We start from the raw sequence: 24119 nt of genomic DNA on the forward strand, positions 1-24119 counted from the left end.
CATGGCGCGCGGCGCGGGCGAAAAAAACGGCGGCGCGCGACGTCCACCGACTCGACGCGCGGGGCCCCGCATCGACTACACACCTCCTCATGCCCCATGCTCCCCTGACCGGCCGTATCGCCCTCGTGACCGGCGCCGGCACCCGCCTCGGCGCCGCGACGGCCCGCGCGCTCGCGGCCGCAGGCGTCGACCTGGCCGTCCACTACGCCACGAGCGCCGCCGGCGCGGAGGTCGTCGTCGACGAGGTGCGCTCCCTCGGCCGCCGCGCCGCCGCGTTCCAGGCGGACCTCCACGACCGGGGAGCGCTCGCCGCGCTCGCCCGCACGGTGCTCGACTGGTCGTCTGGCCGGCTCGACCTCCTGGTCCACAACGCGGCGAACTTCGATCGGGTCCCGCCGGCCGAGCTCTCCGCCGACGCGTGGGATCGCGCCATGGCGCTCAACGCGACCGCGCCGTACCTGCTCACGCTCGAGCTCGCCCCCGCGCTCCGCGCCTGCCGCGGCAGCGTCGTCGCGATGGTCTGTGTGAGCGCCGAGCGCCCCTGGAAAAATTACATTCCGTACTCCGTGTCGAAGGCCGCGCTCGCGCACCTGGTCCGCGGCCTCGCCGTGGGGCTGGCGCCGGACGTGCGCGTGAACGGCGTCGCACCCGGGACGGTGCTGCCGCCGTCCTCCTACGACGAGGCCACGCTCGCTCGCCTCCGCGAGCGCATCCCGCTCCAGCGCATCGGCGAGGCGGAAGACGTCGCCCGCGCCGTGGTGTTCCTTGCTGAAAACGACTTCATCACCGGCCAGATCCTTGCGGTCGACGGCGGCGCCTCGGTCGCGTGACGCGCCGCCTTGCCGCGCGGGTCGATCCGCCCCAGCGTGAACGGGGGCGCGCTTTGGCTTGAACGACCTCACCTGATCGACCCATAGTTCGAGCCTCATGAGCCACACGCCCGAGACCAGCGCCGCCCCCCTCCAGGCAGATCCTGCCCACAGCGCGCCCGCCGGCGGCCCGGCCGAGGCGCCCGCGGCTGCGGCTCCCGGCGCCGAGGTCAAGCCGGCGAGCCACGACTCGACGCTGCCGGAGGCGCTGATCGCGTTCATGCTGGAGCGCTGGACGCCGGCGTCCGGGGAGCTCCCGCAGGCGATCGCGCACGCGGAGGTGTTCGCTGCCCGCCGCCGCTCCCTGTCGAAGCTCTTCCCGGCGGAGACGCTCATCATCCCCACCGGGCACGAGAAGGTGCGCGCCAACGACACGCACTACCGCTTTCGCCCGGGCTCGGACTTCTTCTACCTGACGGGCAACCTCGAGCCTGACTGCGTGCTCGTGCTGCAGCCGCAGGAGGGGGGCGGGCACCGGGACATCCTCTTCGTCGAGCCGAACCCCGGGCGCAGCGACAAGACGTTCTTCACCGATCGCGCCAAGGGCGAGCTCTGGGTCGGCCCCCGCCTCGGCGTCGAGCAGAGCCGCGCGCACTTCGGCGTCGACGAGTGCCGCGGGCTCCCCGAGCTGGACGCGTACCTGAGCGGCCTCGTCGGCACGGTGACGCGCCCCCACCGCGTGCTCCGCGGCATGTCCGAGCGCGTCGACAAGCTCCTCGCCCGGCACGATCGCGACAAGCAGCTCGGCGAGGCGCTCTCGGAGATGCGCCTCCTCAAGGACGCCCTCGAGGTGCAGGAGCTCGAGGCGGTCGTCGCGTCGACGAAGCGGGGCTTCGAGGACGTCATCCGCGCGCTCCCCCGCGCGCGGAGCGAGCGAGAGGTGGAGGGCACCTTCAACCTGCGCGCCCGGGTCGAGGGCAACGACGTCGGTTACGGGACCATCGCCGCGTCGGGCCACCACGCGTGCATCCTGCACTGGACGAGGAACGACGGCGCGCTGGAGCCGGGCAAGCTCCTCCTGGTCGACGCCGGCGTCGAGGGCAACGCGCTCTACACGGCCGACATCACCAGGACCCTGCCGATCAACGGGAAGTTCTCCAGGGAGCAGCGCGAGATCTACGAGCTCGTGCTCGAGGCGCAGGAGGCGGCGATCCGCGAGGTGAAGCCGGGCAACGACTTCATGGAGCCGAACCGGGCGGCGATGCGGGTGCTCGCCCGGGGGCTCGAGCGGCTCGGCCTCCTCCACGTCTCCGCCGAGGAGGCGCTCAAGGAAGACAGGCAGCTCTACCGCCGGTATTCGCTCCACAACGTCAGCCACATGCTGGGGCTCGACGTGCACGACTGCGCGCAGGCGCGGCAGCAGGTCTACAAGTTCGGCAAGCTCAAGGCGGGCATGGTGCTCACGGTCGAGCCAGGGCTTTATTTCCAGCTCGATGACGAGACCGTCCCGGCCAGGTACCGCGGTATCGGGGTGCGCATCGAGGACGATATCCTCGTCACGGAGACGGGGTATCGGAACCTGTCGAGCGATATTCCGAGGTCCGTGAGCGACGTGGAAGCGTGGATGGCGGGACTCTGGGCCACGCCGCAGTGAACTGAACGGCGGGCGGGGAACGGCCCAGGCGAGCGAGTTGGAGGGCGTCCCCAGACGCGGGGGCCGCCGGTGGCGGGTGGGGCCGCGCGGGAGGGCGGCGGGGGTCCCCCCACAAACTCGCGCCTTTTGGGGGGCTGTTGCCGCACACACGGGGGGGGTGGGGCTGGGGGCGACTCGCTTCGATGCGGGCCGGCGCTCGGATTTGTGGGGCCCACCCCCGCCGCCCTCCCGCGCGGCCCCACCCGCCACCGGCGGCTCTGCCGTGGGGAGCGGTGGCGGGAGCTTGGGCGGTTGAGCTCGGCCTTGAGGGGATGCGGTGGGGCGGTGTCGGGTGTTCCAGGAAGTCCGTGGTTGAGGATGGCGGTTGATGCCTCGGGACACGGCGAGGGGCGCGAAAGGGGGGCTGGCGCACGGACGCAATGGGCGCGGCGCGAGGATGCTGGATCGATGGCTGCTCGCGGGCGGCGGCGCTACCCTGCCGATGAGGAGACCCGCATGCACACGTCTCGCCTTCTGCGTTGGCCAGGGACCGCAAATCTCCGAACCGGACGCGCGCTCGCGACGTCGCTGCTCGCCGCGGCAGCGGTGGTCGCAGCGGCGGGCGCGGCCAGGGCCGAGGATGGGACGGACGGCCAAGGCGCCGGGGCCGTCCTCGCCGCGCGCTCGCCGGGGATGCTCGAGCCTCGCCTCCCTGGGTACGTCAACCCTGCGCTACCCGTCGACGTCGGCCCGTCGCTGCGCGGCCCGGACCTCCTGGTCGAACCGGTCGCGACCGCGGGCGAGCCGCTGCACGGCATGGCCTCCGAGCTCGACGAGACCAGCTACGACATCCCCGGGCAGATCGTCGTCGACGCGCGCGACGACCTCGACGACGCCTCGCTCGCGGACCTCGTGCGCGACTTCTCGCTGCGCGTGCTGCCGACGGCGCTCACGTCACAGACCAGGATCCAGATCGCCACGGTGGACGGGCCGGTCAGCGCGACGCTGGAGCGGCTCGCGCGCGATCCGCGCGTGGAGGCGGCGGAGCCGCTCGCCTGGGTGCGCGCCTCGTTCGTCGCGAACGACCCGCTGATGAAGGACCAGTGGCACATGGCGCGCGTGGGCGCCGAGCGCGCGTGGGACTTCGCCTCCGGCCGCGGCGTCACCGTCGCCGTGGTCGATACGGGCATCGCGTGCGAGGACCACGGGCCCTTCACCAAGGGGACCGACCTGGCCTCGACCGAGTGCGTGGAGGGATGGAACTTCGTCACCAAGACGACCCACGCGAACGACGACCAGGGGCACGGCACGCACGTCGCCGGGACGATCGCGCAGTCGACCAACAACGGCCTCGGCGCGGTGGGGCTCGCGTTCCACGCGCGGCTCATGCCGGTCAAGGTGCTGAACGAGAGCGGCTGGGGCACGACCGCCGACGTGGCCGACGGCATCCGGTGGGCGGCCGAGCACGGCGCCCAGGTCATCAACCTGAGCCTCGGCGGCCCCCGCAACTCCAAGGTGCTCCAGAGCGCGATCGACGACGCGGTCGCGCGCGGCGCGGTCGTCGTCGCGGCGGCCGGCAACACCGGCGGGCGCGTGCAGTTCCCCGGCGCCTCCGATGGCGTCATCGGCGTGAGCGCCACCGACGTGAACGACAAGATCGCGCGGTTCTCCTCGCGCGGCCAGGGCGTCGACGTCGCCGCACCCGGGGTGAACGTCACCCAGCAGACCATCTGCAACCGCGGGCGCGACAAGTGCCAGAATTTCTACGCGTACAGCGGCACCTCGATGGCCGCGCCCCACGTGGCCGGCGCGGCGGCGCTGCTCGTGAGCCTCGGCGTGACGGACCCGCGCGCGGTCGAGGACGCGCTCCGCGCAGGCGCGCGCGTCGTCGACGACTCCGACGGCGGCAAGCTCCTCTACGGGGCCGGCATCCTCGACGCAGCGAGCTCGGTCGTGCGCGTGACGCAGAGCCACATCGTCGCGCGGCTGCTCGCGCTGCTGGTGCTCGCGACGTGGGTCGCGCGCCGCGCCCGCAAGAAGGACGCGACAGCCACGAGCCCGTGGCGGGCGAGCTTCCTCCTGCCGGCGCTCGCGGCGGGGCCGGGGCTGTTCTTCTTCGCGCCGTGGCTCCTGCCGCGCGTGGAGCTCGCCGTCGACGTGCTGGCCCGGCCGATCGCCGACCTCGACCTGCTGATCGGCGCCTCGGTCCACCGCTGGCTGCCGCTCGCCAACGCGCTCGTCCCGCTCGGCCTCACGGCGCTCTTCTTCGGCGTGAAGAGGCTCCGGCCGGCGATCGCGGGCTTCGCCGTCGGCACGGCGGCCTACCTCACGTCGGTCGTCCTGCTCGGCGAGGCCGCCGGTCCCTTCGGCCGGATGGCCCTCGTCGTGTGGTGCGCGGTCAACGCCGCGGCCTGCCTCTGGATCGCCCGGACGAACCTGTCCACGCGCTGAGCCGGCGCCTGCCGCGCTCGCTCCATGGCCGGCGGTGCGCCCGGCCGTCATGACCACCCTGCAAAAACGAGCTAGGATGCCGGCGATGCGGTCCGGCACCTTGCTCCTACCTTTCATGCTGCTCCTCGGGGCGTGCGGCGGCTCCTCCAGCGAGACGCCGTGGCCCGCCGAGCCACGGGGCCCCGCGCTCGGTCCCACGGACGAGGCGTCGCCGGACGGGCCGGCCAACTCGAGCGCGGCCCCTCAAGGTGCGGGCGAAGGCTCGGCGGACGAGGCCGACGCCGGCCGGTGAACCGGCGGCGGAGGATGGCATGGCGGACATCCGGACGGCAGGCGCGCAGCGGAGGGCCTGGCTCTCCGCTGCGCTGCTCTCCGTCGCGCTGCTGGTCATGCCGCTCCTCGTCTGGCTGCTCCTGCCGCGCCCCAGCCCCGTGATGCCGGCCCGGCGCGAGCCGGCCGCCGCGCTGCTCCCTCCACCGCAGCCGGAGCTCACGGCGCCGCGCGAGGTCGAGGCACCACCCGCGCCGCCGGCGCCACCTGCGCCGCCGCCGCGCGAGATCACGGCCGCGAGCGTGGGGCCGGTCCGCGGCGTCGTGCTGGATCCGGAGGGGCATCCCAGCGCCGGCGCCCTGGTCAGCTGCCGCGAACCGCCGGGCAACTCTGCGGGCGCCGACGCCGAGGGGCGCTTCGAGCTGCCGGCCGAGGCCGACGGTTGTACCGCCACCGCCGCGCAGCCTCCGTACGGCGACGCCGAGCCCACGCGCGTCGCCGCGGGCCGCGATAACGTCCTTCGCCTGCTCGCCGCGGGCGCGATCGTGGGAGAGGTCGTGGATCCATCGGGCAGGCCCGTCGAGGCGTACCTCCTGGCGATCGAGTCGTTCACGCCGGCCGGGTCCGGCGCGCACGCGGGCGTGAACGGTCGCGCGCGCAAGGTGTCGGATCCGGGCGGCGCCTTCCGGTGGGACGCGCTCGCCCCGGGCCGCTACGTGCTGACGGCGAGCTCGGCCGGACGCCCGCCTGCGCGGAGCCGGGCCGTCGACGTCGAGGCGGGCCGCGCCGCCGAACGCGTGCGGATCGTGCTGCCGCAGGGCGCGACGCTGAGGGGCAGGGTCGTCGACGCCGCGTCGCGCGCGCCGGTCGTCGAGGCCCAGGTCGAGCTCGACTCCGCGACCTCGTCGGGCGCGAACGCGATCTCGCTCGCGCTCACCGACGCGAACGGCGACTACGAGCTCGAAGGGGTGCCGGCCAGCGGCCCGTTCTCGGTGCGCGTGCGCCACCAGCAGTACATGGCCAAGATCGTGTCCGGCCTCGACGCGCGCGGCGCGCAGTCGACGCGCGTCGACGTCGAGCTCCGCCAGCTGGACGACGGCGGGGCGCGCGAGGAGCTCACGGGCATCGGCGCGATGCTCTCGCTCTCCTCGGGCCGCGTGATCATCGCGGGCGTCGTCGAGGGGGGGCCTGCGGCGTCCGCCGGGCTCCTGGCGGGCGACGTCATCGCCCGCATCGACGGCCGGCCCACGACGGAGCTGGAGCTCGCCGACTGCATCCAGCGCCTCCGCGGCCCGGCGGGGACGGTCGTCACCGTCGGCGTGGAGCGGGAAGGGCGCACCCTCGACGTGACGATACGGCGCGACGTCGTGGTTCGGTGAACGGCCGCGCGCCGAGGTGCTAAGGGTCGGTCCATGTCCACGCGCCCTACCGCGCTTCCCCCGGCCGGAGCTCCGGACGTCCTCTACCTCGTCGACCTGTCGGGCTACGTCTTCCGCGCCTACCACGCGATCAGCCCGCTCTCGAGCCCGAGCGGCGAGCCGACCCACGCGACGTACGGCACCGTCGCGATGCTCACGAAGCTCGTGGACGAGCGGAAGCCCGCGTACCTGGGCGTGGCGATGGACTCCCCGGGCAAGACGTTCCGCGACGAGCTCGACCCCCGCTACAAGGCGCACCGGCCGCCGCCGCCGCCCGACCTCGGGGTGCAGATGAGCCGGTGCCGGGAGATCGTCGAGGCGTACCGCATCCCGATCTTCATCCAGGAGGGGCTCGAGGCGGACGATCTCGTCGCCGTCGCCGTCGCGCGGGCCAAGGAGCGGGGGCTGCGCGTCGTCATCGCGTCGAGCGACAAGGATCTGATGCAGCTCGTCGACGGCGAGCAGGTGATGCTCTGGGACGCGATGCGCGACAAGGTCTACGGGAACCCCGAGGTCGTCGCGAAGTTCGGGGTGCCGCCGGAGCAGGTGCGCGACCTGCTCGCGCTCGTCGGCGACACCTCGGACAACGTCCCTGGCGTCCCCGGCGTGGGCTTGAAGACGGCCGCCGAGCTGCTCGCGCAGTTCGGCTCGCTCTCGGCGATCTACGAGCGCATCGGCGAGGTCAAGAAGCCTCGCATCCGGGAGTCGCTCCAGCAGAACGAGGCCGACGCGCGCCTCTCGCAGAAGCTCGTGACGCTCGACGGCGGCGCGCCCGTGTCGCTCGACCTCGAGACGCTGCGCTACGGCGGCGCGGACACCGGCAGGCTCCGCGAGCTCTTCACCGAGCTCGGCTTCTCGCGCTTCCTGAAGGCGGTCCGCGCGCCCGAGCCGACCGCGCGCGCGGCGACCTACCGGGTCCTGACGACGCGCGAGGAGCTCGAGGGCTTCGCCAGGTCGGCGCGCGCGGCCGGCCGCCTCGCCCTCGACGTGCTCGCGACGAGCCGCGAGCCGATGAGCGCCCACGTCTGCGGCGTCGCGCTCGCCTGCGAGCCGGGGCAAGCCGTGTACGTCCCGCTGGGCCACCGCTACCTCGGCGCGCCGGCCCAGCTCTCGATGAGCGACATCGACGCGGTGATGGGCCCGCTGCTCGCCGACCCCGAGCTCCCGAAGGTCGGCCACGACGTCAAGTTCTGCGAGGTGATCCTCCTGCGGCACCGCATCGGGCTCGTGGGCGTCTCCTTCGACACGATGCTGGCGAGCTACCTGCTCGATCCCGAGGGGAAGAACCAGCTCCACGAGCTCGCCGAGCGCGAGCTCGGCGCCAAGATGCAGACCCTCGACGAGGTGGCCCCGAAGCGCCGCGGTCAGGCGCAGCGCGCCCTCGACGAGATCGAGCTCGGCGAGGCGTCGAGCTACGGGGCCGCGTTCGCCGACGTCGCGCTCTCGCTCACCGATCGGCTGCGCCCTCGGCTCCGCGCCGAGAAGCTCGAGGACCTGCTCGTGCAGATCGAGCTGCCCCTCTCCGCCGTGCTCGCGGAGATGGAGCTCACGGGCGTCCTCGTCGACCCGCAGGCGCTCGCGCAGCTCGGCGCGCAGATGACGACCGAGCTCGCCGCGCTGGAGCAGAAGGCGCGCGAGATCGTGGGGCACGACATCAACCTGGCGTCGCCGAAGCAGCTCGAGGCGGTCCTGTTCGACGAGCTCAAGCTGCGCTCCCAGCGCAAGACGAAGACCGGCCGCTCGACCGACGCCGACGTGCTCGAGGCGCTCTCGGAGGAGCACCCGTTCCCCGGGGTGGTCCTCGAGCACCGCGCCATCGCCAAGCTCAAGGGCACGTACGTCGACGCGCTGCCGCGCCTCGTGCACCCGGGCACGGGCCGGATCCACACGCGCTGGGGCCAGGCCGTGGCCGCGACCGGGCGGCTCTCGTCGCAGGACCCGAACCTGCAGAACATCCCGATCCGCACGGAGCTCGGCCGGATGATCCGGCGCGCGTTCGTCGCGCCGCCCGGGAGCGTGATCGTGAGCGCCGACTACTCCCAGATCGAGCTGCGCGTCCTCGCGCACCTCTCGAAGGACCCGGTGCTCGTCGACGCCTTCCGCACCGGGCAGGACGTGCACGTGCGCACGGCCATGGAGATCTTCGGCGTGGATCAGGCAGGGGTCACCGCCGAGATGCGCCGCCGGAGCAAGACGATCAACTTCGGCGTGATCTACGGCATGGGCGAGTCGGCGCTCGCCAAGCGGCTCGACATCTCGCGGGCGGAGGCGGCGCGCTTCATCGACGCCTACTTCGCGCGCTACCGCGGCGTGCACGAGTTCATGGAGGGGACGATGGCCGAGGCGAAGCGCTCCGAGTCGGTGCGGACGCTGCTCGGCCGGCGCCGCTTGCTCCCGGATCTGCGCAGCAGCGACCGCATGCGCCGCGCTCAGGCGGAGCGCATCGCCCAGAACACCCCGATCCAGGGGACGGCGGCGGATCTCTTGAAGCTCGCGATGGTGCGCGTCCCGCGCCCCGTCGTCCCCGGCGCGCGCATGGTGCTCACGGTGCACGACGAGCTCGCGTTCGAGGTGCCGGCCGCGGCCGTGGACGAGGCCAAGGCGAAGGTGCGGGAGGCCATGGAGTCGGTCTTCCCGCTCGACGTCCCGCTCGTCGTCGACGTAGGTCACGGCCTCACCTGGGCCGACGCTCATTGAAGGGGCGGGCACCCGCTTCGGATACGGGCCCATCTCGGCGTTTTCGGTGCTCAGCGTACCGGAGTACGCTTCCGCGCCGAAAACGCCGATCTGGACCCGTCTCCTGTGCGGGTGCCCGCCGCTGGCGTCATGGGTTGGGAGAGGGACGGAGAAGAGACGCGCTCTCTGTGGCTGTGACGGTGGCGGCGGAACGGCAGCGAAGGTCTACGGCAACGGGGGCGTACGGCGTTCCGGGGAGACAAAACGACGACGCCCGCTTCACCTTGCGGTGAGCGGGACGTACGTGCGGAAGGGTTGTTCTCAGCTCGCGGCGGTCTTGGCAGCGACGCTCGCCTTGTGAAGGGCGAGGGCGAGGCGGCTCTTCACGCGCGACGCGCGCTTGGCGGGGATCGTCCCCTTCGACGCGGCGCGATCGAGCGCGCTCACCGCGGCGGTCACCGGCGCGGCGGACTCTTGCGACACGCCCTTCAGCGCGGTGCGCGCCTTCTTGACGGTCGTGCGGAGCTCCGACTTGATGGCGCGATTGCGCGCCGTCCTCGTGATGCGCTGGCGGTTGCGCTTGTCGGCGGATGCGTGATTGGCCATGAGAAAAGCTCTCCTACTTCTTCGCCTGCGCCTCGGCGGGCGTGGCAGCGCGCAGGGCGTCCGGCGCGTTCTGGTCGTAACCCGCCGGATGGATCGGGAACGCGGGGGTGCCGTGTGCGCGCTCGAAGCGCTTGCGGCGGGTGCCCGCCGTGCGCGCCTTGCGCCGGCGGATGCGCTGGGTTTGCTGAGTCGCGGAAACCATGGGGGCGCGCATTCTACCCACGGGGGGGGCTGTGTCAACCCGGAGGTTTGCTGTCCTCCGCGAGGCGCCCCTGGCTAGGGTCGGATCGTCGCGCTGACCGAGAAAAACGGCTTGGAGAAAGGACCCACGTTGGCGCCCTTGAGCGCGGACTGCACGCAGCTCGACTGGCCGTTCGACGCCGCCCACCCGCTGACGCTGACCTTGCTCACCTGGCCTGTCGACGAGAACGTGATCTGCGCGCGCGACACGTCGTCCGCGCCCGCGACGCACGCCTTGGCGCTGCCCATGACCGAGCCGAGCGCGGCCTGGACCGAGCCCTGCGACGGCTGTTCGGGGATGTTCTGCTGCCGGAGCGGACCCGACGCCGGCACCGGCGCCTCCGAGACGACCGAGGGCTGTCGCTCCGCGTTGTCGCCCACGGCCGCCTGCATGGCCGAGGGGAGGTCCCCCGGCTTGCCAGCCGCCGCCGGCGCAGCCGCCATCTTTCCCTGCTCGGGCTTCGGCGACACGGCAGGCGTGGCCGGCGCCTCGACGGCCGCCGGCGCAGGAGCGCCGCCGCCAGCCGGGGCGGCTGGCGCCTTGGGCGCCGCGGCGAGCTTCTCCTCCGCTTGCACGGGCTGCTCGACCACGGCGCGCTGCTCCGGCGCCGCGGCGACCGGAGCAGCCGGCTCCACCCGCGTGTCGCCGCGCGGCGCGGCGGGCGCCGCGACGGTGGTCGGCGCGGGCGCTGCAGTCGCCGCGATCTCCTGCTGCGGCGGCGCCGTCGTCTTCACCATGACGGTGACCGCCGCGGCCAGCCCCAGGGCCGCCACGGCCGCGCCGGCGATCATCCCGCCGGATCGCTTCTTCGCTGGAGCCGAGGCCACGGGCGCGGACGGGGCGCGGCGCGCCGCCACCGGCATCACCGCTGCCGCCTTCGTATCCCCGAACCGATCCGCCGCGCCGTGCTGCGCCGTTTCGGAGGCCTCCACCTCCGAGGGCGCCGACGCGTTGAGCCGGTTCAGATCGATGACCCCGGAGTCCTCGGGCACCCCCTCCGCCGGCCGCAGGGACGGCGACGACGCGCGGGCGCCGCCGGAGAGCGAGCCGCGCCCCGGCAGCGGGGACACACGCCCTGGCGGCGCCGAGCTGCGTCCCGAAGCCGGCAGCGGCGTCGAGAGCGCAGAGCCGCTCATCGCGGGCATACCGCTCGCGCGACCCGGCGCCTGGCTGACCCGCTCGGCGATCTCCTTCAGCGACTGGCGTCTTTTCTCCGGCGGCCGCGACAAGGTGCCGCCCGACAGGCTCTCAGGCTTCGAGGCCCTGGCTGCTTGTGATCCGTCCCCCATGGTGCTGCGTTCTCCTGATGCGCGTTCTTCGCGCGAAGGGTCCTCCGTCTGCTCCTCGCCTGGCGCTGCGGTGAGGTCGGGGGGGGCGAGGAGGTCGGCTGCCGCCGCGGTGTCCTCCGAGCGCCGGGAGATGGCGGCCTCGACGATGTGAGCGGCCCGCGTCTCCCACGCCTCCTCGTCGTTCGTCGAGGGCGCGGGGGCAGGCCAATCGTTGAGCATCCCGTCGAGGTCGAGCTTGTCGGTGACGTTCATTCGGCGTCCCCTCCGAAACCGCGCTCCGCGAGGTATGCGCGGAGCTTGCGGCGCGCCTCGTGGACGCGCCAGGCGACTGTTCCTTCCGGACAACCCAGGATCCTGGAGGCGTCCTCGTGGGGCACGCCGTCGATGCAGACGAGGATGAGCGTCGTGCGCAGCGTGTCCGAGAGCGCGTCGATGCCGTCGCAGAGCGCGGCCGCGAGCTCGCGCCGCTGGGTCGACGCGGCCGGATCGCCGCCGTGGCTCGGGCGCGTCTCGAGCAGCAGCGCCTCGATCCGCGGATCGTCCGCGGGGGTCGAGTTCTTGCTCGGCTTGCGGGCCCGGATCATGTTGAGCGAGAGGTTCACGGCGATCCGGTAGAGCCAGGTGAATGGTTCGCTCCGGCCGTCGAACCGGTCGAGCGCCTGGTAGGCCCGGACGAAGGTCTCCTGCGTCACGTCCTCTGCCTCCGCGCCCGAGCGGACAAGGTGGAACGCCAGCCGGAAGATGCGCTTCTGATATCGACGAACCAGCACCCCGAACGCCTGGGCATCTCCGCTCCGGGCTTGATCGACGAGCTCACGATCGGTGGGTTTGGCCATCCTAGCCGCCTCGGGGTGCGAGTTGTCTCCCGCGCACGGACGACAGCGCAGCCGCGGACACCTCCTCGCGACGGCCCCCGACCGTCTCGGCGAGAGAAGCCCCTCGCGGCGAGCCCCGCTTCGCGAACGCGAAGCCGGGCGATGAGGAGGCAAGTTCCACGTTCAGGCGCGCGAAGATAGCCGAACACTCCTCTTAGGACAAACCATGCGCCCGGAGCTTGGGCGCCGTGATGACCTCGTCGACTGGCGGGCGATATGCCCGCGCTGGCGCATCGAAAAACCTGCGCGGCGCCCCGCCGCCCGGCCCACCGCGCGCCGCGCAGGCGTGTGAACGAGCGCGGCCGTCGCCGGCGCACCGCGCCGCCGCCCGTACCGCTGCTATGGTCGGCGGATGCAACGCTTCTCGAGCTGGATGCGCACCCTGGGGCTCATCGCTGCGGCCTTCGCAGGAGGGGCGGCGACTTCCCACCTCGCGGGCGCGAGCACACAGGCGCAGAGCCCCTACGCCCCGCTCGAGCAGCTCGCGCGCGTGCTCGTGCTCGTGGAGAACAACTACGTCGAGCCGGCGCAGCGCAGCAAGATCCTCGACGGCGCCATCAAGGGGATGGTCGCGGAGCTCGACCCGCACTCGGCGTACATGAACTCCTCGGAGTTCGCCCAGTTCCAGGAAGAGACGGGGGGGACGTTCGGCGGCGTCGGCATCGAGGTCGACGCCAAGGACGACAACATCACCGTCATCGCGCCGATCGAGGGCTCGCCGGCGGCGCGGGCGGGCATCCGCTCCGGCGATCAGATCCTCGCGATCGACGGCCGCCCCGTCCGCGGCGAGCGCCTCGACAAGCTCGTGAAGATCATGCGCGGGGCGCCCGGCTCCCGGGTGAAGCTCACGATCCGCCGGCAGGGCGTGCCTGAGCCCCTCTCGTTCGACCTCACGCGGGAGCAGATCCACGTCACGAGCATCGCGGCGAAGCGCCTCGACCGGGACATCGCGTACGTCCGCGTGAAGCAGTTCCAGGACGGCACCCACGAAGAGATGCTCCGCGCCGCGGCGAAGCTGCGCGCCGCATCGAAGGCGCCGCTGGCCGGCGTCATCCTGGACCTGCGCAACAACCCGGGAGGCCTCGTCAACGAGGCGGAGGCCGTGGCCGACGAGCTCCTCTCCTCGGGGACGATCTACTCGACGCGCCAGCGCAACCAGGTCGTCGACGAGGCGAAGGCGCACGACGGCGGCGCGTTCGCCTCGCTGCCCATCGTCGCGCTCGTGAACGAGTACTCGGCGAGCGCCGCCGAGCTCGTCGCGGGCGCCCTGCAGGACAGCGGGCGCGCCGTGCTCGTCGGCGCGAGGACCTTCGGCAAGGGATCGGTGCAGACCATCTACGAGCTGCCCGGCGGCGCCGGGGTGAGGCTCACGACGATGCGCTACTACACGCCGAACGGGCGCTCGATCCAGGCCCAGGGCATCCGGCCGGATGTCGTCATCGAGAGCGCGGCGCAGCAGGTCCCGGCCGCCATCCTCCGCGAGCAGGATCTCGAGGGACACCTCCCCGCCGAAGGGGCGATCGGCGACCGTTCGCCGAGGGCCGTGCTCGTGGAGAAGCGCGCCGAGGCGGCCGCGGCGGCCGGCCCCGAGGGCGACATGCCCTCCGATCCCACCCGCGGGAGCGACTTCGCGCTCGCCGTCGGGTACCAGCAGCTCCTCCGCGCCATCCCGGCGATCCGCCAGCGCTGAGGATCGCGCGTCGAGCGACCTGCGCCGGGCGCCGCTCGACGCGCGTCAGGCCTCGGCGCCGGCGCGGAGCCCGGTCGTCACCGCGTCGAGCACGGTGCGCGCCCTCCCCGCGATGGTCGCCCCGGCCGCCAGGATCCCGGGCGCGGCGCGGACGCCCTCGCACCGCACCCCCACCGCCTCCAGCGCGCCGAGGCGCTCGCCGCGGGGCCACGCGACGACGTCGAGCTCCGGGCCTTGCATGGAGCTCACCACGCCGAACGCGCCGCGATCGTCGCCCATCGTGACGGGCGCCGCGATCGAGAGCGCGAACGGCGCGGCGCCGCGCGCCGGGAAATCGGCGCCGGCGCCGCTCTCGGGCGGCGTGTACGCGATCCCGCCGCCGGCGAGGCCGCCGATCGCCAGGACCACCCCGTCCGCCGCGAGCGGCACGTCCTCCCCCTCGACGTGGATCGTGACGCCTTCGTCGGGCGCCCCCGGTCCCGGGTGCCCGCCGCCCACCGCGCGCACGCGGCCGTGGCGCTGAGCCGCCCCGATCGCCGCGAGCAGCGCGTCGCGCGCCGCCTCGAAGCGCAGCCCCGCCGGCGAGCCGGCGCCCGTCAGCGCCTCGCCCACCGGGACGCCGAGGCGCGCCGCGAGCGCCTCGGCCCGCGGAGCGCTCGCGCCGAGCCACGGGCCGAGCAGGATCGCCCCCGCGCCGCCCGCGCCCTCGAGCGCCTGGCGGAGCCGATCGAGGAGCCAGGAGAGCCGCGCCGGGTCGTCGTGCCGGGCCGCGAGATCGCCGTCGGCGATGTGCCGCTCGTCGTCGAAGCGCAGGACCGGCGCGTCGACCGGCAGGAAGCGGAGCCCCCGCGCCCGGGCGAACGGCTCGTCCGTGAGCGCCTCCGCGAGCGCGTCCGCGTCCCACGCGCCGCGCGCCGCGCGCGGGACGAGGACGCGCGTGCGGCGGAGCGGGCCGAGGTCGAGCAGCGCGCGATCCCTGCCGCGGGCGGGGCGGATCCGCCCCGCGATGGTCGCGAGGCGCACGCCCGCCGCCTGCGGCAGCTCCCACAGGCCGAGCTCCGCCGCGAACTGCCTCGCCGCCGGCGCGAGATCGCTCGCGGGCAGGTCGCTGCCGAGCAGCCGCGACGCCCGCTCGATCTGCTCCCACGGCACGTCGTCCACCGCGCCGCCCGCGAGCGCCGTCTCGCCGACGCCCGCGGAGATCACCGCGACCCGGGCCCCGCGCCGCCGCGCGCTCCACGCGGCGGCGAGCCCGGCGACGCCGGCGCCGATCACGAGGATCGATCGCGCCACGCCCTCTCCTCCGGCTCCCGCGCGGCGCGCTGCGAGCGACGATCGGCGTCCTCGCAAGCCGCCGCCGCCTCGTCGTCCGCGGGCGCGCCGAGCTCCGACCGGACGCTGGCGATCGCGAGGGCCTCCTGCCGCGCCTGCTCCGGGCCGAGCGCGACCGCGCGGGTCACCGCCTGCCGCGAGAGGAACGCCGCCGCCTGCCGCATCCCGTCGCGCGGCGGGAGCGAGAGCTCCTGCGCCACGATCTGCCCGCACCGCGCCGCGCAGCGCATGCCCCCGCACGCGCCCAGGCCGAGGCGCGTTCGGCGCGCGACGTCGGCGACGCTCCGGGCGAGCTCGTGCCGGAGGACATAACGCACCTCGGCCTCGATCACGGGCTCGCAGGGGCACACCGTCGCGGCCTCGCGCGGCCGCTGCCGCACGCGCTCCTCGATCCGGAGCGCGCGCGAGCCGTGCCGGTACACGAGCCGCCGGGCGGCCACCGCGTCGATCTCCATCCGCCGCGAGAGCGCGAGCGCGTCCACCGCGCGATCGCCGCCGGGCAGCGCGGTCGTGTGCGTCACGCAGCGGGCGCCGAGGTCGAAGCGACGCGAGAGGACGTCGGTCATCTCCTCGGCGAAGAGCCGGAAGCTGGCCAGCTTGCCGCCGATCATCGAGTAGAGGCCCGGCGCGCCGTGCGCCGCGTGATCGACGATCTGGTGCTCGCGCGAGAGGGCGTCCTCGGTGGGCCCGAACGCGTAGAGCGTGGGCCGCACGCCCGCGAACGTGCCGATCGCGCGCGCCTCGTGGATCTGCGGGAACACGCGGGCGATGCCCTGGACCAGGTACCTGACCTCCTCGCTCGTCGCGCGGACCTGATCGAGATCGCCGTAGAAGTCGTCGTCGGTCGTGCCGATGACGCTCATGTTCTCCCACGGCTCGAGGAAGATCTGACGGCCGTCGATCGTCCTCGCCATGATCGCGTAATTGGTGAGGCGCCGGTCGAACACGACGTGCACGCCCTTGCCGGGCCGCACGCGCGAGCTCGCGGCGGGGAGGCCGGCGAGGGACGATGTGATCGGCGACCACGCGCCCGTCGCGTTCACGACCGTGCTCGTGCGGAGCCGCCCACCTTCCCCCGTCGTGCGGTCCCGGTAACGGACGGCGACGACCTCGCCGGTGTCCTCGCGGCGCTCGATCCGCTCGACCGTGTGCCCCACGTAGACCTTGGCCCCGCGCTCGATCGCGTCGACCGCGTTGGCGACGCAGAGCCGCGCGCCGTCGATCCCCCACTCGTCGAAGCTGAAGCCGCCGACCAGGTCACCGTGCAACCCCGGCTCGAGCCGGCGGAGCTCGTCGGGCGAGAGGCGCGCGTGCGGCTTGCCGCGCTTGAGCGGCTGGTAGTTGTCGTACGCCTCGAAGAAGGCGTCCGCGAGCGGGTAGAGGAGGCGCCCGTGCCGCGCGTTCTCGAACGGGACGAGGAAGGGGATCCGGAAGAGCAGGTGCGGCGCGATCGCCTGGATGTGGCCCGAGTCGCGGCACGATTTCTCTGTCACCTGCGGATCGCTGGTCAGGTACCTGAGCCCGCCGTGGATCATGCCGCTCGAGTTGCCGCTCGCGCCGAACGCGAGATCGTTGCGCTCGAAGAGGGCGACCCTCAGGCCCCGCTGCGAAGCGTCCCGCGCGACCCCCACGCCGTTCACGCCGCCGCCGATGACCACGACGTCGACGTCGGTGTCCGCGCGGCGAGCCGGTCTTGCGGCGCTCGAGAGGAGGATCGTCACCTGCGGCGTATAGCATGCCAGAATTTTTCCACGAGCGGGCCCGGCCTCGCGCGCGGCGCTGCGAATGGTGCGCGAAGGCTGGCGGAGCCGGCCGTCAGCCGCGGACCCGGATGGCCCAGGTCAGCTTCGCGAGGCTGCGCAGCACGTTCGGGACGCGGCGGGTGAGGTTGATCGAGGGGCGCCGCTTCTCCAGCACGCGGACGGGGATCTCCTCGATCCGCAGGCCAGCGCGGTAAGCGCGGATGACGAGCTCGCTGGCGAAGACGTCCTTGTCCACGACGCAGTCGCGCGTGACCCCGAGGAGCGGCTCGCGCAGGAACGCCTTGAGCCCGTGCGTGTCCGTCCCACGGAAGCCGAGCGTGGCGCGGAGGAGCCCGTTGTACACCTGGCTCGCCGCGTGCCGCGCCCACGGGCGATCGTCGCGCGCCCCCTGGATGAGCTTGGACCCGATCACCATGTCGACGCCGCCTGTCCGCAGCATCGCGATGGCGCGGCGGTGGAAATCCACGTCGCAGAGGTCGATTTCGTCACAGAGCACGAAGCGCCCGCGCGCCCGCTCGATGCCCGCGCGGAGCGCGGCCCCGTAGTTCGGCTCGCCGATCGAGAAGTGCCGCACCTCCGGGTACTTGCGCTCGAGCTCGCCGGCGATGCCGAGGGTCCCGTCGTACGAGCCGTTCTCGGCGAGCACGAGCTCCCAGCGCCAGCCGAACGGCGAGAGCCGCTCGCGCAGATCCACGACGGCGGCGTGGAGGATCGCCTCCTCGTTGTAAACGGGGATGACGATGGAGATCTCCGGCGATCCGCCTGCATCCTCGCGATCAGGCTCGGCTGTGCTCACGGCGCGCCTCCGAGGAGCGCCTGCGCGCGGTGCGCCGCGTCGCGCCCGAAGTGGAGCGCGTCCTCCATCGAGGAGTAGTTCCAGCCGCCGTAGCGTCCGCACGAGAGGACGCGCTGGCCCTCGAGGAACGGCCGCACCGCCTCGAGCGAGCCGAAGTAGCTGTGATCGAACACGACGTACGCGTGATCGATGCGGCGCAGGCGGGCGAAGCGGATGGCGCTCGGGGCGGGGATGAGGCCCATCTCGACGAGGCCGTCGGCGACGCGGGGGAGCAGCGCCGCGAGATCGGGCTCGGCGCGATCGGCGAGCTCGACGTAGAGGCCGGCCTTGCCTGGCGGGGCCATGGCGGCGGAGAAGTGGGAGTAGCAGCCCACGCGGTAGAACGGGTACTTCGCCTCCGGGACGTACACCCAGTGCAGCGGCTGCCCGCACGGGGTGTCGAGCGCCACATCGAGGTAGTAGAGGTGCGTGCAGCGCAGCCGGGAAGCCGCCTCGACGACGGCGCGAGGCGCGTCCGAGAGGAGCCTCACGAGCGCGGGCAGCGGCGCGGACGAGACGAGCACGTCGTACCGGACGATCTCGTCGTCGAACACGAGCTCGCGCGCGCGCCAGTCGATCGACCTGGGAGAGCGGCTGAGCTCGAGCGCAGGCGTTCCCGCGTCCCGCGGCCGCTGCTCGGCGAGCGCTCGCGCGAGCCCGTGCGTCAGCTGCCCGATGCCGAGCCGCGGGTAGAGGAACCTCGCGTTGTAGCCGAGCTCCCGGTCGTTCAGCCCGACCGCCCCGGCGAGCACGTCCTCCAGCTTCGGTATCGGGACGAAGCGGGAGCACCAGTCGGCGGTGATCTCGCTCGGGTGCACGCCCCAGAGGCGGCTGTTGTAGGGGATCATGAAGTGGCGGCTGATCCCCTCGCCGAAGTGCGCCAGACAGAACTCCTCGAAGTTCCTTGGCTGAGGTCTGTCCTTGGCGAAGTGCGCCTCGATGAAGCCGCGGAGGCAGTCGTAGGCCACCGCGGGCGGCAGGCCGAAGGTGTTCGCCTGGAACGGATAGCGGGTGTACGTGCCGTTCGACCAGATCATCGAACGTCGCTCGATCTCGAGCGGGTCGGGGCCCAGCCAGCTCAGCGCGAGCTCCCGGGTCGCGGGGTCGCGCAGGTGGAGGAGGTGCCCTGTTCGGTCGAAGCGGAAGCCGGCGTCCTCGAGCGTGATCGCGTGGCCGCCCGGGCGCGGCAGGCGCTCGAATACCCGGTGCGGCACGCCGGCCCGTCCCAGGTGGTACGCCGCTGCCATGCCCGTCAGGCCGGCGCCGAGGATCGCGACGGGAACGCTGGAGATCATGGGTCGGGTCATCGCTCGCGGCCCGGCCGCGGCCGCGAAGACACCATCTCCCTGGTGCGTCGTCAAGGCACGCTGCCGTCCAGGCGCTCCTCGGCTCATGCTGGATTTCCTGCCTTCGACGTAATTTGACGTAAGCCGCGCGGAGCTCCGCGCGCGCTGGCAAAGACCGCCGTTGGCGCCTCCGCCCAGAGCGACTAGGTGTGGAGAGGTCCCAGCGCGCGCCGCGCGTCCCGGGGCGTCCGAGGTGCAGATGCCGATCCCCCGCCGGAAGTCCGTTCAAGTCACCGGGAGGACCCTCTACCTGACCGAGGACCCGGCGCTCCTGAAGCAGCAGCTGGCGGGCGGCGAGCTTCGCTTCGATCCCGAGCAGCACGCGCTGATCGACAACATCTCGACCGACGAGCTCACGCCGGGATGGGTCTGTTACTACTACGACGAGACGCTCGCCCGTTACTGCCTGGTCGGGCTGCGCGGCGGGCACATCGAGCGCGACGCCATCAAGAACGGCGGCTTCGGCGTCATCGTCAGCGGGCGCTCGAAGGGGTGCGGCAGCTCGCGCGAGACGGCGCCGTACTCGGAGCGCGAGGCGGGGATCCAGATCGTCGTCGCGAGGAGCATCGAGAAGATCTACGGCCAGAACTGCCAGAACATCGGGCTGCTCACGACGACCGATTTCTCGCTCCTCGACCGGATCGCGCGGGGCGACGAGATCCCGATCGGCGAGTTCACCCGCGGGCTCGACCCGATCAGCGCCGATGTCGTCGAGTACGGTGGCCTCTTCGCCTACAACAAGGCGCGGATGGCCGGCGAGGTCTCGCCGCCCACCCTGGCCACGCCGCCGCGGCCGATGACGCTGTGCGAGAAGATCATCGCGGCGCACGCGATCGTGGACGCCCGGGCAGGGAAGATCGGCGTCCCCGCGGTGAAGCCTGGAGACGCGCTCTTCGCCCGCATCGACGTGCGCTTCTCGCACGAATACGTCACGCCGATGGCCGAGTCGCTCTTCCGGGCGGGCGTCGGGCCGGACGCGGTCGTGACCGAGCCGGAGAGCGTCTTCGCCTTCCGGGATCACCTGACGTTCCTCGATCGCGTGATGCCGGAGGCGCACCTCAGGCTCGGCTTGCGGGAGCAGGCGGCCTCGCTCGCGACGGTGCAGCAGGCCTTCACCGAGCGGCACGGGATCAAGCTGTACGGCGAGGTCGAGCGCGACGGCAGGACCGTGGGCTCGGAGGCCATCTGCCACAACAAGGTGATCGAGGAGCTCGCGCTGCCAGGGCAGATCGTGGCGGGGACCGACTCGCACACCTGCATGGCGGGGGCGCTCGGGTGCTTCGCGTTCGGCGTCGGCTCGACGGACATGGCGAACGCGTGGCTCACGCGCGACGTCCGCGTCGCGGTGCCGCAGTCGGTGCGCTTCAACCTGACCGGGCGGCTCGGGCCGGGGGTCACGGCGAAGGACGTGATGCTGTTCCTGCTCTCGCGGCCGTTCTGGAAGACGGGCCAGGGCATCGGCAAGGTGCTCGAGTTCGCGGGCGATGGCGTCCGCGCGATGGGGCTCGACGAGCGGGCGACGCTCACCAACATGGCGGTCGAGGCGGGCGGCTTCACGGGGATCATCGAGGCCGACGAGGAGATCGTGCGCTACCTCGTCGAGCAGCGCGGGCTCGCCGCGGAGGACGTGCGCGCGCGCATCGTGCGCGCGGATCCCGGCGCGGAGTACATGGCGACGTTCGACGTCGATCTCGCGTCGGTCGAGCCGATGGTCGCGACCCCGGGCGATCCGAGGAACGGCGTGCCGCTGCGGTCGCTCGATGAGGCCGCCGGCGGTCCGGTGAAGATCGACATCGCGTACGGAGGCTCGTGCACGGGCGGCAAGAAGGCCGACATGGACATGTACGCGTCCGTGCTGCGCCAGGCGGTCGAGCGGGGCAAGCGCGTCGCTGACGGCGTGCACCTCTACATCCAGTTCGGATCGCAGGACATCCGCCGCTACGCCGAGGCCAAGGGCTACCTCGAGATCTTCGAGAAAGCCGGCGCCGAGCTCGTCGACCCCTCCTGCGGCGCGTGCATCAAGGCCGGTCCCGGTGTATCCGACCGCAAGGAACAGGTCACGGTCTCGGCCATCAACCGGAACTTCCCGGGGCGAAGCGGGCCCGGCCAGGTCTACCTGGCCAGTCCCCTCATCGTCGCGGCGAGCGCGATTGCGGGGAAGATCGCATTCCCGGAATCATGACGCAGAGCGCCTATCGCGGTAATACACACATAGTGGCCGCAATCGGCATCATGGAAAAACGAATGCTTTCCACGGAAGTGCACCGTACGCTAAGGTGCTCTTCTGTGGCGGATCGGGAGGAGCCCCAAGAGCGTATGACCGACAAGGACACGCTGGCGAAAAACAACGAAGCCTCGAAGACGGACAAGCGGAAGCAGAGCCTCTACTTTCCGGAGTCGATGCTGCAGGAAATCAAGGAGGAAGCGGCGCGGCTCGATCGCTCGCTTTCTTGGGTTGTGCAGCGCGCGTGGAAGCTGGCGCGGATAGACATCAAAAAGCTTCCGAGTGTCAATGACGTGGCTGACGACGAGGACAGCGGCGACTAACATCGCCGCGAGCCTCGCGTAAAGCCGCGTCGCTCGGGGATCGATGGGTCGAGAGCTTTTCGCCGCCGGGAAGGACGGTACGCGGATTTACGTCCGCTACCGGGAAGGTCCCGGCGGCAGCGGAAGCTTGGCCAGCGGGGTCGGGGCGGGCTCGGGACGCCTCACCGCGGTGCTCTGTGACGGCATCGCGTGCGACGGCTTCATCTGGAAGTACCTCTGGGACGACCTGGCCCGTACGGTCAACGTCGCCCACTGGAACTATCGCGGCCACGGTCGCAGCAGCTTGCCTGGTGATCCGCAGGCGGTCGAGCTGCGCGATCACGCCAGCGATCTGGCTGCGGTGCGCGCGTCGATCGGCGACGGCCCCGTCGTGCTCTTCGGGCACTCGATGGGCTGCCAGGTCGTCCTGGAGCACCTGCGGACCCACCGCGAGGGGGTGCGCGGGCTCGTGCTGATCTGCGGCTCGTCCGGCAGGATCACGCACCATTTCAAGGGCACGGACGTGCTCGCGCAGCTCCTGCCGCGGCTGATCGAGCAGGTCGACGCGTACCCGCACATCGCGCGCGCGATCTGGAGCCGCGTGCCCGCGCCGATGGCGCTGCGGATCGCGCTGCTCACGCGGGAGGTCGACGCGAGCGCGGTCACGCCGGCGGATCTGCTGCCGTACATGCGGCACATGGTCGACATCGATTTCTCGATGTTCCTCCACATGCTGCGCAGCGCCGGCGAGCACTCGACGCTCGATCTTCTCCCGCAGATCGACGTGCCCGCGCTCGTGATCGCGGGCGATCGCGACACGTTCACCCCGCCTCGGCTCGCAGAGGAGATGGCGGCGGCGCTGCCGCGCGGAGAGCTGATGATGGTGAACGGCGGCACGCACGTCGTCCCGCTGGAGCGCAAGAAGATGGTCATCGAGCGCGTGGAGCAGTTCCTCCTGGAGCGCGTCATCGGCGGCGCGTCGCTCGGGGCGAGCGCGCGGGCGTCAGGCTCGCAGGCTGCGACGGATGACGGGCGCTCGCGGTCGCTGGCCGAGGAGGCGTCGTCGCAGCGTCTAGCCGAGGGCGGGTCCTCGCCGGACCATCCGCGCGGGCTCGCGAAGGACGGATGAGCCGGTGCGCGCGCTACCTGCGCGCCCCCGGATCGGCGCGCGGACCGCTGCGGCGCCTCGGCGGCGTGGGGGCGCCGCGCATGCTCGTCGCGGCGGCGCTGCTCGCGGTCTCGTGCGCGCGACCGTCGTCCGAGCGCAGCGACGGGTCCGTCGGCGCGATCGCTGCGCTCGTCGATGAGGAGAGCGCGCCTGCGATCGGCGCGCCCACGGCGCGCTCGCCGGCCGATGCGCGCCCGCCAGCCGATGCGCGCTCGCCGGCCGAGCAGCGCTCGCCTCCCGCGTCGAGCGCCTGGGCCGCGGGGGAAGCGCGCGTCGCGCGCGCCCTCCAGCGCTCTCCCCTGCGCGCGCTGCGGCTCACGGGCAAGGTGGCCGACGGCCGGTTCGAGGCGACGCTCTCGCTGGCCGCACCCGCGGAAGGAGCAGCCCCGCGCGAGGTGAAGGTGAAGCTCGCGCCGGCGCAGAAGAAGGCCCCGCTCGCGTTCCGGCGCCCGCTCGCGTTCTACCGCATGGCGAGGGCGCTCGGCGCGCATGTCGTGCCCGCGGCAGCGGCGCGACGCATCGGCATCGGCGAGCTCGCGGCGCTCCTCGGCCGAGAGCCGAACGCACGCAAGCTGCTGCGTCGCCTCGCCGTCATGAACGACGGGACGGTCGACGCGCTGGTCCTCGCGCCCGCTCCCGGTCCGCCCGGCCCGCGCTGGCTCTCGCCTCGCCGGCGGCCCGTACGCTTCGACGACGCGCCCGAGCTCGACGTGTGGGCGCGCTGGGCTCGGTCGCCGTCGCCTGTCCGCGGCGAGCGCGCGGTCATCCTCCGCGACTACCTGGAGGTGCTGGTGCTCGATTACCTGGCGGGCAACGGGCTCCGGAAGGAGATCGTCATCGACGTGCACGCGGGAGCGCTCAGCCTGGAGGCCAACGCGAGCGCCTTCCCGCTGCACGTGAAGGCGCACGAGCTCGATCGGCAGCTCGAGCGCCTCGTGGAAGCGGTGCGGTTCCCCCGGGCCCTCCGCGATGCGCTCGCGCGCTTCGGCCCCGAGGAGGCCGCCGCGGCGCTGCGCCCCGGCGGCATCGAGGAGGAGCTGGTGCCGCCGCGCGCGCTCGTCGAGCTCGAGGAGCGGAGGCAAGCGCTGCTCAGCCTGATCGCGGCGAAGCTCGCCGACCGGGGAGAGGACGCCGTCCTCAGCCTCTAGCGCCCCTCGCCTCCGTCGCTTGCCCCTGCGAGGGGGCTTCCAG

19 protein-coding genes are annotated in these 24119 nt (G+C 72.8%); 11 read left to right on the forward strand and 8 right to left on the reverse strand.

Going from position 1 to position 24119, the window contains the following annotated elements; genetic code table 11:
- Positions 1-89 precede the first annotated feature (89 nt).
- From WME73_RS47785 to polA, 6 genes are all read left to right on the forward strand, one after another.
- Entirely contained in the window at positions 90-830 is a 741-nt protein-coding gene (locus WME73_RS47785) for an SDR family oxidoreductase (protein WP_437913944.1), read from the forward strand.
- Between the two features lie 97 nt (positions 831-927).
- Positions 928-2463: an aminopeptidase P family protein gene (locus WME73_RS47790; protein WP_437913945.1), complete on the forward strand. Its 1536-nt coding sequence runs from the start codon at positions 928-930 to the stop codon at positions 2461-2463.
- Positions 2464-2958: 495 nt separating this feature from the next.
- Entirely contained in the window at positions 2959-4893 is a 1935-nt protein-coding gene (locus WME73_RS47795) for a S8 family serine peptidase (RefSeq protein ID WP_437913946.1), read from the forward strand.
- 85 nt (positions 4894-4978) lie between these two features.
- On the forward strand, positions 4979-5185 hold the full coding sequence (locus WME73_RS47800) for a hypothetical protein (RefSeq protein ID WP_437713825.1): 207 nt from the start codon (positions 4979-4981) through the stop codon (positions 5183-5185).
- Positions 5186-5204: 19 nt separating this feature from the next.
- The gene (locus WME73_RS47805) at positions 5205-6542 is read left to right on the forward strand and encodes a carboxypeptidase regulatory-like domain-containing protein (RefSeq protein WP_437913947.1); all 1338 of its coding nucleotides are present in this window, start codon (positions 5205-5207) and stop codon (positions 6540-6542) included.
- 33 nt (positions 6543-6575) lie between these two features.
- A complete protein-coding gene (gene polA / locus WME73_RS47810; protein WP_437913948.1) occupies positions 6576-9278 on the forward strand; it encodes a DNA polymerase I in 2703 nt (900 codons plus the stop codon).
- 300 nt (positions 9279-9578) lie between these two features.
- Here the strand turns inward: polA and rpsT are convergent, their stop codons facing one another.
- The 4 genes from rpsT to WME73_RS47830 form a co-directional block, all read right to left on the reverse strand.
- The gene (gene rpsT, locus WME73_RS47815) at positions 9579-9863 is read right to left on the reverse strand and encodes a 30S ribosomal protein S20 (protein WP_437742956.1); all 285 of its coding nucleotides are present in this window, start codon (positions 9861-9863) and stop codon (positions 9579-9581) included.
- Positions 9864-9876: 13 nt separating this feature from the next.
- Positions 9877-10065, reverse strand: coding sequence for a hypothetical protein (locus WME73_RS47820; RefSeq protein ID WP_044967265.1), 189 nt, complete (start codon positions 10063-10065; stop codon positions 9877-9879).
- A 74-nt stretch (positions 10066-10139) separates the two neighbouring features.
- Entirely contained in the window at positions 10140-11645 is a 1506-nt protein-coding gene (locus tag WME73_RS47825) for a hypothetical protein (RefSeq protein ID WP_437742957.1), read from the reverse strand.
- Positions 11642-12229: an RNA polymerase sigma factor gene (locus WME73_RS47830; protein ID WP_437742958.1), complete on the reverse strand. Its 588-nt coding sequence runs from the start codon at positions 12227-12229 to the stop codon at positions 11642-11644. Before WME73_RS47830 ends, WME73_RS47825 begins: the two co-directional genes overlap by 4 nt.
- Before the next feature lie 391 nt (positions 12230-12620).
- Between WME73_RS47830 and WME73_RS47835 the strand changes: the two genes are divergently transcribed.
- Positions 12621-13958: a S41 family peptidase gene (locus WME73_RS47835; RefSeq protein WP_437742959.1), complete on the forward strand. Its 1338-nt coding sequence runs from the start codon at positions 12621-12623 to the stop codon at positions 13956-13958.
- 45 nt (positions 13959-14003) lie between these two features.
- On the opposite strand, the gene WME73_RS47840 is transcribed toward WME73_RS47835, so the two are convergent.
- The 4 genes from WME73_RS47840 to WME73_RS47855 all read right to left on the reverse strand — a co-directional run bounded on the left by WME73_RS47840 (position 14004) and on the right by WME73_RS47855 (position 19183).
- Positions 14004-15251 carry an FAD-binding protein gene (locus WME73_RS47840; RefSeq protein WP_437913949.1) on the reverse strand — a complete coding sequence of 416 codons (1248 nt, stop codon included), beginning with the start codon at positions 15249-15251 and terminating at the stop codon, positions 14004-14006.
- Positions 15230-17011 carry a glycerol-3-phosphate dehydrogenase/oxidase gene (locus WME73_RS47845; RefSeq protein WP_437742961.1) on the reverse strand — a complete coding sequence of 594 codons (1782 nt, stop codon included), beginning with the start codon at positions 17009-17011 and terminating at the stop codon, positions 15230-15232. The genes WME73_RS47840 and WME73_RS47845 overlap by 22 nt, the downstream gene beginning before the upstream one ends.
- Before the next feature lie 94 nt (positions 17012-17105).
- On the reverse strand, positions 17106-17849 hold the full coding sequence (locus tag WME73_RS47850; protein WP_437742962.1) for a glycosyltransferase: 744 nt from the start codon (positions 17847-17849) through the stop codon (positions 17106-17108).
- The gene (locus tag WME73_RS47855; RefSeq protein ID WP_437742963.1) at positions 17846-19183 is read right to left on the reverse strand and encodes a protoporphyrinogen/coproporphyrinogen oxidase; all 1338 of its coding nucleotides are present in this window, start codon (positions 19181-19183) and stop codon (positions 17846-17848) included. Before WME73_RS47855 ends, WME73_RS47850 begins: the two co-directional genes overlap by 4 nt.
- Positions 19184-19433: 250 nt before the next feature.
- Between WME73_RS47855 and WME73_RS47860 the strand changes: the two genes are divergently transcribed.
- The 4 genes from WME73_RS47860 (at position 19434) to WME73_RS47875 (ending at position 24076) form a co-directional block, all read left to right on the forward strand.
- Positions 19434-21416 (forward strand): aconitase family protein, encoded by a 1983-nt coding sequence (locus tag WME73_RS47860; protein WP_437742964.1) that lies wholly within the window; start codon positions 19434-19436, stop codon positions 21414-21416.
- 134 nt (positions 21417-21550) lie between these two features.
- On the forward strand, positions 21551-21781 hold the full coding sequence (locus WME73_RS47865; protein WP_012241296.1) for a TIGR04563 family protein: 231 nt from the start codon (positions 21551-21553) through the stop codon (positions 21779-21781).
- Positions 21782-21824: 43 nt separating this feature from the next.
- Complete coding sequence (locus WME73_RS47870; RefSeq protein ID WP_437742965.1) at positions 21825-22889, forward strand: alpha/beta fold hydrolase; 1065 nt, start codon at positions 21825-21827, stop codon at positions 22887-22889.
- Positions 22886-24076 carry a hypothetical protein gene (locus WME73_RS47875; RefSeq protein ID WP_437742966.1) on the forward strand — a complete coding sequence of 397 codons (1191 nt, stop codon included), beginning with the start codon at positions 22886-22888 and terminating at the stop codon, positions 24074-24076. Before WME73_RS47870 ends, WME73_RS47875 begins: the two co-directional genes overlap by 4 nt.
- Positions 24077-24119: the final 43 nt, after the last annotated feature.

Source organism: Sorangium sp. So ce302, assembly GCF_051530145.1.
Classification (GTDB): domain Bacteria; phylum Myxococcota_A; class Polyangia; order Polyangiales; family Polyangiaceae; genus Sorangium; species Sorangium cellulosum_B.